This is a genomic window from Janthinobacterium sp. GW456P (assembly GCF_002127655.1).
Classification (GTDB): Bacteria; Pseudomonadota; Gammaproteobacteria; order Burkholderiales; family Burkholderiaceae_D; genus Janthinobacterium.
The window spans coordinates 357,288-369,182 of record NZ_NEHB01000002.1; the positions used below are offsets into that span (position 1 = coordinate 357,288).

Below are 11,895 nucleotides of genomic sequence, written 5' to 3' on the forward strand. Positions count from 1 at the left end.
GTCAGATGCCGCGCGCCCTTTTCCGATTCGAGCACATACAGTTCGTCCGCTTCGGCGATGCCATGCAGGCAATGCGGCCGGTCCGTTTTTGCCAACGATAAAAACCGGTGGCGCCAGCGAAAGGTGGTGTTGCGGTGCACGCCCAGCAGGTTCGCCGCCTTGCGCACGGAATCTGATGCCAGCAGGCAATCGGCGTAATCGAGCCACAGTGATTTATGGCGCAAGCGCGCCAGCGGCGTGCCGGTGAGCGCATTGAAGGTGCKGCCGCACGGCACGCAACGCCAGCGCTGCAGTCCRTGCGCATGGCCATGCCGGTGMGCATGACTGCTATTGCAGGCAGGACAGTGCAATCGCTGCCGGGCCACGCTTTCGATCAGTGCCGCGGCAGCGCCCCGCGGTGCGCTTCCTCGCAGCAGAGCGATACCCGCCAGGCGYTGACGACGGTTCAGTGCGGCGAACTGGGCAATGAAAGTGTTCCATTGAGCTACCTGCATGAAAGGCTCCCGTTTGTCTGCGATGCACAGTCAGACAGCAGGGACACAGGAAGATTCCTGARCTTCCCCTACTTAGCGGGGACAGAGCCTTTTTCATTGCGCGACGATTTTCGACAATACGGAAAAGGCCGCGCCCGTCTGCGATGCTTCCAGCAGCAAGGTCAGTTCCGTATACGTGCAAATGATGTTGATCAGGTTAATGCGCTCCCAGGCCAGGCGCTTGAGGATGGCGTGATACACGCCCGGCGTATAGCAGGTTTCGGCCGCCAGGTGCAGGGTCACGGCCGTCACCCGTTCCAGGCGCGCCAGTTCCTGCTCTTCGCCGAAGACCTCTTCCACCAGCGCATGCAGCGAACGGCTGCAGATCACCATCACCTCGTTGACGCCGCGCGTAATGGTGATGAACGTGCCCCGCTGAGGCGCTGCCAGCGCCAGCAGCTGGCGCTGGCAGGCATACGTCTGGTCGGAATAGCGGTAGGTAAAAACCATCAATTCGCTGCGCGTGGACAGTTCGCCCGCACGGTGCGCCAGCACGATCTCGCCGTTTTTCTGCTGCGGCATCCGCTCGGCCAGGCGGCGCAGCGCCATCACCACGGCGGCCTGCCCCACCGGTTTCCATAAGTCGGTCTGCAATTGCGGCTGCAGCTGGCGCGCCAGTTCCGACAGGTTCAGCAAGCCCCGACCCAGTCCCTCGCTGAGAAAGGCCGATTCCATCACGATCTGTTCCACTTTGGTCGCTATCGAAAGCATAGTTCGTCGGGCCGGTGATTCCGGTGCACGCACCAGGAGCCGGCAACCCTTCCTGAAAAAAAGGATGCACTGCGCCAGCGGCCGCGCCCTGCGGGGCGGTCGGATTTGCGGAAAGAGCCCCCTCGCGGGGGAACAGCAGGGTGGCGGCGCCTAGGACGGCGGATGCAGCATGAATGCCGCGGCAGAGGGGAAATGGCTGAAACCAACAGCAGAAAACAGAAATGACGTCATATGAAACTCCCGATTTTTTTCCCGATGCGCTGTATCTGGACGCGGTCATTGCCGCGTGCGCTTTTTTTGTCTTCGCATGCTCCGCTGGGGGCAATGCGAAGAGCTAGTGTAGATCGCAACATTTAGAAAAGGCAACAGTGTTTTTCCAACAGAGCGCTCCATTAGGGGAAGTAGTCCAAAACAAAAGTTGCAGCTTGTGGTAGATCAAACTTTCCAACGATACGATGCCGATAAATGTTCAATTCTTAACAAAAATTCGCGTAGTGACCCATTTCTTGAAATTTTTGACATGGCGATCTCGACAAGTTTAGTGTCCCCCTACCCGGCGTCACGCCACCACAAAAACGGCAGACTATCCGCCCGCCGCCAGGCACGCCGGGGTGGCCATCAGGCATCGCGGCCAGCTCATTCACCATTTCCTTAACCGATACCATGGAGCAGAAATGAATTTACGTTTGACGATAGTTGCCGCATCCATCGCCGCCCTGCCGCTGATGGCCACCACGGCCGATGCCGCCACGCCGCTGCCACAAACCCTGATGGCCGCCCCGGTCACCCTGGCTTCTCCACAAGAGACCGCCAGCCTGGTCAACAAGCTGGCCGCGCAGGCACGCAGCCGCGGCCTGAATGCCGAGCATGGCTTTGCCGTCGGCGCCCAGCATCCGGGCGTCAGCGGCACGCGCGTGAGCCGCGTCCAGCACACCTACAAGGGCTTGCCCGTCTTCGGTTCCGAGACGGTAGTGGTCAGCAATAACGCCGGCGACATCGTCAGCGAATCCGTGTCGGACCGCGCGTCCGGCCTCGGTAGCGGCGGCATCAATTCCGTCACCCGCAGCGCCACCACCGATATCGACACCACGCCGGCCGTCAGCGCCGCCGCCGCCATCGCCGCCGCCGTGAAAAGCATCGGCGTGCCGGCCGTCGACCACGTACCGCCGCATGCGCAGCTGCTGATCTACCCCGTCATGAAAACGGTGCGCGTGGCCGGTGCCGAGAACAAATCGGAAGCCGCGCTGAACGCCCTCGACGTGCAGGACGTGGTCGACCACTACGAGCTGGCCTACCTGGTGCAGACGCGCATGATCAGCGGCAGCAAGCCCGTCTACTACGACACCATCGTCAGCGCCCGGGATGGCCGCATCCTGCGTCAATGGAAAGCCCTGAAAACCGTCGCCGGCATCGGCAACAGCCAGTACAACGGCCAGGTGCCGCTCAACACCACGCTCACCGGCAGCACCTACACCATGAAGGACCCCAGCCGCGGCACGGGCGGCAGCTTCGGCGGCATGGCCATCACGAATGCCAACCACGGCACCACCTCGGGCAGCGTGTACAGCAGCACCAGCAATACCTGGGGCGATGGCCAGCAATACATCAATGGCGGCAGCACCACCAACGCCAACGGCCAGACGGCGGCCGTCAACGCGATGTGGGGCCTGATGAACACCTACGACACGCACAAGAATGTGCTGGGCTGGTCCAGCCTGGACGGCAACAACACGGCCACCCACATCGCCGCCCACGTCAACACGGCCTACGACAACGCCTATTACGACGGCAACTGCAAATGCATGTACATCGGCGACGGCGGCAGCTCGTTCAACAACCTCGGCTCCATCGACGTGATCGGCCACGAGATGGGCCACGGCATCACGGACGCCACCTCGGGCCTGATCTACTCACAGGAATCGGGCGGCTTGAACGAATCGAGCTCGGACATCGCCGGCGAGATGGTGGAAGCGTATGCGCGTGCAGGCGGCACGGGCACTACCATCCCCAACACGGGCAACGATTGGATGACGGGCAAGGAAATCGCCAAGAATGGCCAGCCGCTGCGCTGGCTGTACAAGCCGAGCAAGGATGGCAGCAGCCCGAATGCATGGAGCAGCACCATCAAGAACCTCGACGTTCACTACAGCAGCGGCCCGAACAACCGCATGTTCTACTTCCTGTCGCAAGGCTCGAACTCCACCTCCAGCAGCGATTACTACAGCTCCTACCTGAACAAGAGCCCGCTGGCCATGACCGGTATCGGCAGCGACAAGGCTTACCGTATCTGGTTCAAGGCCGCCACCACCAAGTTCACCTCGTCGACGAACTACGCCGACGCGCGCAACAAGGTGCTGCAGGCAGCCGAGGAACTGTATGGCGTAGGTAGCGCGGAATCGATCGCCGTCAAGCGCGCGTATGCGGCCATCAACGTGGGTACCGACGTCGATGAATCGACGACGGGCGGCGCGGTGACCATCACCAGCCAGCCGGCCAGCATCACCGTCGCACCGGGCGCCACCGCCTCGTTCGCCGTGGGCGCGGGCGGCGGCACGGCGCCGTACACCTACAAGTGGTACCGCAATGGTGCCGTGATCAGCGGCGCCACCTCGCCCGCCTACAGCTTCACGGCCGTGGCGGCCGACAGCGGCGCCGTCTTCAAGGCCACGGTGACGGATTCGTCCTCGCCCGCCGTGACGGCCACGTCGAACAACGCCACGCTGACGGTGGGCACCAGCAGCGCCACCGAAAGAGTGACGAACGGCGGCTTCGAAGCCGGCGCTACGGGCTGGAGCGGCACCACGGGCGCCATCGGCACGTTTACGGGGCAAACCGCGTACGAAGGCACGCAGTACGCCTGGCTGGGCGGCAATGGCACGACAGCCAGCGAATCGCTGACGCAAAGCGTGGCCATTCCGGCCGCCGCCACGTCCGCCAGCTTGAGCTTCGCGCTGCATATCGACACGGCTGAAACGGGCAATACCGTGTACGACAAGCTGGTCGTCACCGTGAAGAACAGCGCCGGCACGGTGCTGGGCACCCTGGCCTCGTACTCGAACGTGAACAAGGCGGCCGGCTACCAGATCCGCACCTTCGACCTGATCGCCTACAAGGGCCAGACCGTGCAGATCTCGTTTGCCGCCACCGAGGACGCGTCGCTGCAAACCTCGTTCGTGATCGACAAGGTCAGCCTGATTACCCAGTAAGCGCTTGAACGTGCGGGCAAGCCACCGAGGCAGGGGCTTGCCCGCACAGCACGATTGATTTCCTGGCAATTCCAGTCTACCCTGAAGCAGTGACTGCATCTTGCCTGCTGCCGGTACCCGCGACGAATTGAACTTTTTTGGATGGTTCCTGACCGATGCCTACTTCAACCTTGCCCGCACGCGCTTTCCCCCATTCCAGCCCGTCCATTTTTACGCCTGCCACCATGCTCGCCTGAGCCGGCCATGCAGTTCCACCTCCAGGTGCAGGGCCCGGCGGGCAGCCAGGCGCTGGCCATCGACGCCGCCAGCGAGGCAGAGGCGATCCGCGCGGCCGTGCGCGGCGGCTGGCGCGTGCTGGCCGTCGACGACGGCCCGGCGCAGGACGCGGGCGCCGCGCTGCGTCCCGGCAAACAGGGTCTGCCCCTGCTGCAATTCAGCCAGGAGCTGCTGGCCCTGCTCGAAGCGGGCCTGAACTTGGGCGAGGCCATGGCCACCCTGCACAACAAGGAAACGCGCCCTGGCGCCAGGGCCACCCTGGCCGCCATCGTGCTCACCCTGCAGCAGGGCCTAAGCTTTTCCGACACCCTCGCCGATTTCCCCGATATCTTCCCCGACATTTACATCGCCACCGTGCATGCGGCCGAACGCTCGGGCAACCTGCCCGAGGCGCTGGCGCGCTTCGTCGCCTACCAGCTGCAGTTCGACGCCATCCGCAAAAAGCTCATCTCCGCCGCCATCTACCCGTGCATGCTGCTTGTCGTCGGCGGCCTGGTGACCCTGTTCCTGCTCGGCTATGTGGTACCCAAATTCAGTGTGGTCTACGAAAGCTCGGGCCGCGAAATTCCCTGGATGTCGCAGATGCTGCTCGGTTTTGGCCAGACCCTGGCCGCGCATCCGCTGCTGTGCGCCGGCGCGCTGGCCGCGGCCGTCGGTGCCGTGGTCTTCGGCGTCGCCCATGCCGGCGCGCGCCAGGCCCTGGTCTTACGCCTGCTGCGCCTGCCCGTGCTGGCCGGGAAAGCGGCGGAATTCCGCCTGGCGCGCTTCTACCGCGCCCTGAGCCTGCTGCTGCACGCGGGCATCCCGCTGCACAAGGCGCTGGCCATGGTCGCGCCCATGCTGCTGCCGGCGCAGCAGGAACAGCTGGCGCAGGCGCGCCGCGCGGTGCAGGAAGGCATGCCGTTTTCCGCCGCGCTGGAACAGGCCGGCATGGCCACGCCGGTGGCGCAATCGCTGCTGAAGGTGGGCGAGAACACGGGCCGCCTGGGCGACATGCTGGAACGCTCCGCCAAATTCCACGACGAGGAATTCGCCCGCTGGGTGGACTGGGCGTCGCGCCTGCTTGAGCCGCTCCTGATGACCATCATCGGCGTCGTCATCGGCGGCGTGGTGGTGCTGATGTACATGCCGATCTTTGAACTGGCGGGGAGCTTATCGTGAAGGTCATGTCATGAACGCACGCGACGAAGAACGGGCCGTGCTCGATGCGGCCATGCTGCGCCGCGCCCACGCCAGCGCGCTGGAACAGGGCCGTGCGCAGATGGCCGTGCTGCAGGAAACGGCGGCCCTGCCGCCCGAAGTCTTTTTGCGCCAGCTGGCTGCCCTGTTCCGCTACCCGGCCTGGACGATGGCCGAACTGCAGGCCGCCCTGCCCGCCTTTGCCCTGCTGCCCTACACCGATTGCGCCCAGCGCGATTGCGTGCTGCTGCAGCCGGATGCTCCGGGCGCGCCGCCCGTGCTCGTCATCGGCAATCCCTTCAGCGAGGACCTGCTGCAATGGGCCGACTTCGCCCTGTCCACGCCCTTCACGGTGGCGCTGGCGCACCCGGACGACCTGGCTGCCTACCTGCAGCAGCAGGAAAGCGTGCAGCAGGCGATGCAGGAAATGCAGCACCAGGATGACGACAGTGACGTGCCGGGACTGGACCAGAGCATCGAGGACATCTCGCTGATCCGCATCAGCGAGGACAGCAGCCCGGTCGTGAAACTGGTGAACTCCACCATCTACGATGCCCTGAAATTCCAGGCCAGCGACATCCACCTCGAATGCGACGTGGCCAGCCTGGTCATCAAATACCGCGTCGACGGCGTGCTGGTACAGGCGGGCCAGGTGCAGGGACTGGCGATGGCCGAGCAGATCATCTCGCGCATCAAGGTCATGGCCGATCTCGACATCGCCGAGCGCCGCATCCCGCAGGATGGCCGCTTCAAGGTGCGCGTAAAAGGGGCGGAGATCGACTTTCGCGTCTCCATCATGCCCAATATCTTTGGCGAGGATGCCGTGCTGCGCCTGCTGGACCGGCGCGCGCTGACGGAGGCGGCGCAGGCGCTGCGCCTGGAAAGCCTGGGCCTGAACGAGGATGCCATCGAGCAGATCCGCCGCCTGGCCGCCAAGCCGCACGGCATGCTGCTGGTGACGGGGCCCACCGGTTCCGGCAAGACCACTACCCTGTACGCGGCCATCACGGAAATCAACACGGGGCGCGACAAGATCGTCACCATCGAAGACCCCGTCGAATACCGCTTGCCGCGCGTGCTGCAGATTCCCGTCAATGAAAAGAAGGGGCTGACGTTCGCGCGCGGCCTGCGTTCCATCCTGCGCCACGACCCCGACAAGATCATGATCGGCGAAATCCGCGATGACGAGACGGCGCAGATCGCCGTGCAGGCCGCGCTCACGGGCCACCTGGTGTTTACCACCGTGCATGCGAATAATGTGTTCGACGTGGTCGGCCGCTTCCTGCACATGGGCGTCGACGCCTACAGCTTTGCGGCCGCCCTGAACGGCATCGTGGCACAGCGCCTGCTGCGCCTCAATTGCGCCCATTGCGCCGTCGACGCCAGCGCCGAGGTGCTGGCCGACGCGCAGCAATTGCGCGACAGCGGGCTGGCCCTGCACCAGGTGCAGGACTGGCAATTCATGGCCGGCAAGGGCTGCGGCCACTGCCGCGGCACCGGCTACAAGGGCCGCAAGGCCGTCGCCGAGGTGCTGATGCTCAGCGATGCCATGCGTGAAATGATCTGCACGCGCGCGCCGCTGAGCCAGATGAAGGAAGAGGCGGCGCGCAACGGTTTTCGCCTGGCGCGCGAGGCGGGCCTGGACCTGGTGCGGCGCGGCGAAACCACTTTAGCGGAGCTCAATCGTGTCACTTATTGAACGCCTTACCCGCGCCACCGTGTGCCTTTACCTGGCCCCGCACGGGCTGCACGGCGTGCTGCGCCGCGCCGGCCGCCCCTTGCCCGAGAGCGCCTTCCATCTGCCCATTGCGAATCCCGACGCCGGCTGGGACGTGGCGCTGGCCGCCCTGCGCGGCTGGCTGGAACAACACCAGGAAAAAAAACTGCCGCTGGCCGTCAGCCTGGCCAGCCGCTGGTGCGCCATGCTGATGGTGCCGTGGAGCGGCGCCTTGCTCGAGCGGAGCAGCGCCCAGCGCTTCCTGCATAGCCAGTTCGCCGCCGTCTACGGCGATGGCGCGCGCGCCTGGCGCCTGGCCGCCGACGACGCCCCATACGGCATGCCGCGCCTGGCCTGCGGCATCGATGCGGCCCTGCTGCAAGGCGTGCAGGACGCGGCGGCCGCGCATGGCCGGCGCTGCCTGTCCATCGAACCGATCGCCGGGCCGGCCTGGCGCAGCATCGCCGGCAGCAAAGCTGCCGGTAGCAAACCTGCCGCCTTCGCCCTGGTGGAAGCGGGACGGCTGCTGCTGGCAACGACGGGCGGCGGACGCATCACGGCCCTGCACAGCCAGTCCTGCGGCCCCGCCTGGGGCGAAGAACTGGAGCGGGCGTGGCGGCGCTGGAACTTGCGCGCGCCGCAGCTGGACGCCATCGAGCACGTGGCCCTGATCGACTTGAGCGGCGTGCCGCAGACGAACGTGCCCGAACGCTTCGTGCCCATCGCCGTGGCCGGCGCCGCCCACCTGATGCGGGAGGCCGCATGGGCCTGAGCCGCCTGGAATTCCTGCCGCCCGGCGCCGCGCAGACGTTCAAGGGCTGGCGCCTGGCCCTGTGCCTGGCGGGCGGCTTGATGCTGCTGCCGGCCGCCGTGTACTGGCTGGTGCAGGCGCAGGAAACGCGGCGCCTGGAAGCACAGCTGGCGCAGCTGCAGCCCGCGCGTTCCGTGCGTGCGCCCCTCTCGGCAAGCCAGCAGCGCGAGCGCGACATCGAACTGAAACAGGTCGCCGCCGCCGTGCGCCAGCTCAACCTGCCCGTCACGCGCCTGGTCAGGACGGTGCAGGCGCCACGCGACGTGCGCGTGGCCCTGCTGGGACTGGACCTGAACGCGCAGCAGGGACAGGATGGCGCCAGCGTGCTGAAAATCGCCGCCGAGGCGGAAACCCCGCAAGACATGCTCAACTACCTGGCCTTCCTGAACCAGCAGCCCATGTTCAGCTCCGTGTATCTGCTCAAGCACGAGATAAACAGTAACGCGCATGCGAACGCCCCCGAACACCCTTACCGTTTTCAGCTGGAGGCGCAATGGCGGCAATAAAACCCGTGTTCAAAACCGGCACGCCCGTGGCCCGGCCGCGCCTGCAACTGCGCCTGCCGCCGCGCCTGCGGTGGGAAGCGCAGCGGCTGTGGCGCACCCTCGGCTGGCCCAGCGCCATCGGCGCCGCCTGCCTGGCACTGGCCGCTTTCGCCATGCTGCAGGGCGAGACCTTGGGCGCGCACCAGCAGCAACTGGCGGCGCAGCTGGCCGTCATGGCGAAACAGGCGGCACTGCCGCCGGCGCCCGTCACACTCGATGCCGACGCCGACAGCCTGGCCGCCTTTCACGCCTACCTGCCCGCGCATGACAGCATTCCCGAGCAGCTGAAAACCTTGCTGGAAGTGGCACAGAAGAGCGGCGTCACCCTGGCCAAGGCCGACTACAAGCCGCAGGAAGACGGCAACACGGCCTTTTTGCGCTACCAGATCACCTTGCCCGTGAAGGCCGAATACGCGCAGCTGCAAACCTTTATCGTCGATGCCCTGCAGGCGCTGCCCACGCTGACGCTCGATTCCGTGCTGTTCAAGCGCGAGCAGATCGAGGCGGGCGAGATCGATGCGCGCATCCAGTTCATCCTGCTGGTGAAAAAGGCGGAGGTGCGCCGATGAAAAAAGCCGTATTGGGCGCGGCCGCCGTGGCGACCCTGCTGGCGGCCCTCTTTGCCCCCGAGGACGAAGGCAGCATCGTGGGGCCGGCCACGGCCACGCCGCGCCAGGTGGAACGGGTGGCGGTCGCGCCCCTCGTCGTCGCCACTGCCGCTGCACCAGCCAATCGCGCACTGGCCATCGAACCGCGCCGGGGCCTCGATGACGAGGAAGCGGCCACCCTGTTCGCCAAGCAAAGCTGGCAGCCGGAGACGCCGAAAAAGATCATGCTCGACCAGCAGGCGGCCCAGGCCACGCGCACTGTCGCCGCCGTCGACGCGAACGCGCCGCCGCCCTTGCCCTTCCAGTTCCTCGGCCGCTTTGTCGACGAAGGCAAGGCCGCCTACTTCCTGCAGGCGGGCGAACGCAACGTGGTGGCGCGCCCCGGCGACACGCTCGAGGAGCGTTACCGCTTCGACGGCGTGGTGCAAGGCGCCCTGCAATTTACTTATCTGCCGCTCAACCTGAAACAGACACTCGCCGTAGGGGACCTCAATTGAAACGACGCACACCACGTACCGGCATTACCCTGCTGCCGATGCTGTCCCTGCTGGCCGCCTGCGCCGGCAACCAGGCCTATACCGACGGCCAGGCCATGCTGGGCGCCGGCCGCACGGAACAGGGCCTGGCCCTGCTGGAACAAGCGGCGCAAGCCGAGCCGACCAACGCCAAGTACCGCATCGCCGTCACCAACGGCAGGATGCGCGCGCTGAACAGCCTGAATGGCCGCGCCGAAGCGCTGCGCCAGCAGGGCAAGCTGCCCGAAGCGCAGGCGCTGTACCAGCAGGCGCTGGCGCTCGACGCCAGCAACGACGTGGCGCAGCGGGGCCTGGTCGGCGTGGCGCAGGATGAGCGGCACCGCAAGCTGGTGCAGGAAGCGCAGGCCAGCTACCAGCGCGGCGGCGAGGCGAATGTCGCGCAGGCACAGGAAGCCTTGCGCCAGGTGCTGCAGGAACGTCCCGCGCAGCGCGAGGCGCTAGCCCTGAAAAGCCGCATCGGCGAGGCGCAGTCGAAAAGCCTGCCGGCCGGCGGCAAGCTGGCGGCGGCCTACCGCAAACCCGTAACCCTGGAATTTCGCGACGCGCCCCTGCGCTCCGTATTCGATCTTCTGAGCAAGGTGTCGGGCCTGAACTTCGTCTTCGACAAGGAAGTCGACCCCGCCCTGCGCGCCACCATCTCCGTGCGCGACGCCAGCATCGAAGAGGCGATTGCCATGCTGCTGGGCGCGAACCAGCTCGAGCAAAGCGTCACCAGCGACAAGTCGATCACGATCTACCCGAACACGCCGCAAAAGGTGAAGGATTACCAACAGCTGGTGGTGCGCACTTTCTTCCTCGCCAATGCGGACGTCAAGACGGTGGCGTTTTCCATCAAGACCCTGCTCAAGGCCAAGGACGTCGTCACCGACGAGCGCCTGGGCATCATCATGCTGCGCGATACGCCGGAAATGGTGCGCATGGCCGAGCGCATCATCAACGTGCAGGACCTGGCCGACCCGGAAGTGATGCTGGAAGTGGAGGTGCTGGAAGTCAAGCGCACGCGCCTGATGGAACTGGGCGTGCGCTGGCCCGACCAGGCCAGCCTGACCCTGGCCGGCGTCGCAGGCAGCACGGGCGGCCTGGGCGGCCTGAAGGTGGCCGACCTGCACCGCATCAATGGCGAGAATATCAACCTTGGCATCGGCGGCGTCACCCTCAACGCCAACAAGACGGACAGCGACAGCAATATCCTGGCCAACCCGCGCATCCGCGTGCGCAACAAGGAAAAGGCGAAGATTCTCATCGGCGACCGCGTGCCGGTGATTACCGTCACGACGAATAACGGCGTCAGTTCCGACAGCGTCAATTACATCGACGTGGGTCTGAAACTCGACGTGGAACCGAACGTCTACCTGGACGATGAAGTGGCCATCAAGATCAACCTGGAAGTATCGAACGTGGTCAAGGAGGTCATCAGCAAGACGGGCACGCAGGCGTACCAGATCGGCACGCGCAGCGCATCCACCGTGCTGCGGCTGAAAGATGGAGAGACGCAGGTGCTGGCGGGCCTGATCAGCGACGAAGACCGGGGCACGGCCAACAAGGTGCCCGGCGTGGGCGAGCTGCCCGTGCTGAACCGCCTGTTCGGCAGCCAGAAGGACGACGCCATGCGCAGCGAGATCGTGCTGTCGATCACGCCGCGCCTGCTGCGCAGCATCCGCCGCCCGGACCTGATGACGGCCGAGTTCAATTCCGGCACCGAGGCGTCCGTGGGCGGCCGCGCCAGCGTGGGCGGCGCGCCCGATGCCGTCGCCGCGCCCGAGCAGGCCCCGC

At 65.7% G+C, this 11,895-nt stretch carries 9 protein-coding genes and 1 pseudogene; 8 read left to right on the forward strand and 2 right to left on the reverse strand.

The annotated features are described in order from the left end of the window. A pseudogene (locus tag CBW66_RS29330) lies at window positions 1–494 on the reverse strand (IS1595 family transposase); the annotation flags it as partial. A 93-nt stretch (window positions 495–587) separates the two neighbouring features. Then, window positions 588–1,244, reverse strand: a complete 657-nt coding sequence (locus tag CBW66_RS03985; RefSeq protein WP_086137136.1) for a hypothetical protein — start codon at window positions 1,242–1,244, stop codon at window positions 588–590. A gap of 674 nt (window positions 1,245–1,918) precedes the next feature. Here CBW66_RS03985 and CBW66_RS03990 point away from each other — a divergent pair. The 8 genes from CBW66_RS03990 to CBW66_RS04025 form a co-directional block, all read left to right on the forward strand. Next, window positions 1,919–4,450: a M4 family metallopeptidase gene (locus tag CBW66_RS03990; protein WP_086143032.1), complete on the forward strand. Its 2,532-nt coding sequence runs from the start codon at window positions 1,919–1,921 to the stop codon at window positions 4,448–4,450. A gap of 243 nt (window positions 4,451–4,693) precedes the next feature. After that, window positions 4,694–5,887 (forward strand): type II secretion system F family protein, encoded by a 1,194-nt coding sequence (locus CBW66_RS03995; RefSeq protein WP_086137138.1) that lies wholly within the window; start codon window positions 4,694–4,696, stop codon window positions 5,885–5,887. Window positions 5,888–5,897: 10 nt separating this feature from the next. Continuing rightward, entirely contained in the window at window positions 5,898–7,604 is a 1,707-nt protein-coding gene (locus tag CBW66_RS04000; RefSeq protein ID WP_086137139.1) for a GspE/PulE family protein, read from the forward strand. Then, window positions 7,591–8,394 carry a hypothetical protein gene (locus CBW66_RS04005; RefSeq protein ID WP_139841571.1) on the forward strand — a complete coding sequence of 268 codons (804 nt, stop codon included), beginning with the start codon at window positions 7,591–7,593 and terminating at the stop codon, window positions 8,392–8,394. Before CBW66_RS04000 ends, CBW66_RS04005 begins: the two co-directional genes overlap by 14 nt. Further along, window positions 8,385–8,939 (forward strand): hypothetical protein, encoded by a 555-nt coding sequence (locus CBW66_RS04010; RefSeq protein ID WP_086137141.1) that lies wholly within the window; start codon window positions 8,385–8,387, stop codon window positions 8,937–8,939. The genes CBW66_RS04005 and CBW66_RS04010 overlap by 10 nt, the downstream gene beginning before the upstream one ends. Then, complete coding sequence (gene pilO / locus CBW66_RS04015; RefSeq protein WP_139841572.1) at window positions 8,927–9,547, forward strand: type 4a pilus biogenesis protein PilO; 621 nt, start codon at window positions 8,927–8,929, stop codon at window positions 9,545–9,547. The genes CBW66_RS04010 and pilO overlap by 13 nt, the downstream gene beginning before the upstream one ends. Then, window positions 9,544–10,083 (forward strand): hypothetical protein, encoded by a 540-nt coding sequence (locus CBW66_RS04020; RefSeq protein ID WP_086137143.1) that lies wholly within the window; start codon window positions 9,544–9,546, stop codon window positions 10,081–10,083. Before pilO ends, CBW66_RS04020 begins: the two co-directional genes overlap by 4 nt. After that, window positions 10,080–11,895: secretin and TonB N-terminal domain-containing protein (locus CBW66_RS04025; RefSeq protein WP_253250930.1), on the forward strand; the 1,816-nt coding region annotated here is incomplete at its 3' end. The genes CBW66_RS04020 and CBW66_RS04025, both read left to right, overlap by 4 nt.

Bases quoted from the DNA above. Each gene is read 5' to 3' on its own strand.
- CBW66_RS04020 (WP_086137143.1), top strand. From the start codon at position 9,544: ATGAAAAAAGCCGTATTGGGCGCGGCCGCCGTGGCGACCCTGCTGGCG.
- pilO (WP_139841572.1), top strand. From the start codon at position 8,927: ATGGCGGCAATAAAACCCGTGTTCAAAACCGGCACGCCCGTGGCCCGG.
- CBW66_RS04010 (WP_086137141.1), top strand. From the start codon at position 8,385: ATGGGCCTGAGCCGCCTGGAATTCCTGCCGCCCGGCGCCGCGCAGACG.
- CBW66_RS04000 (WP_086137139.1), top strand. From the start codon at position 5,898: ATGAACGCACGCGACGAAGAACGGGCCGTGCTCGATGCGGCCATGCTG.
- CBW66_RS03990 (WP_086143032.1), top strand. From the start codon at position 1,919: ATGAATTTACGTTTGACGATAGTTGCCGCATCCATCGCCGCCCTGCCG.
- CBW66_RS03985 (WP_086137136.1), bottom strand. From the start codon at position 1,244: ATGCTTTCGATAGCGACCAAAGTGGAACAGATCGTGATGGAATCGGCC.
- CBW66_RS03995 (WP_086137138.1), top strand. From the start codon at position 4,694: ATGCAGTTCCACCTCCAGGTGCAGGGCCCGGCGGGCAGCCAGGCGCTG.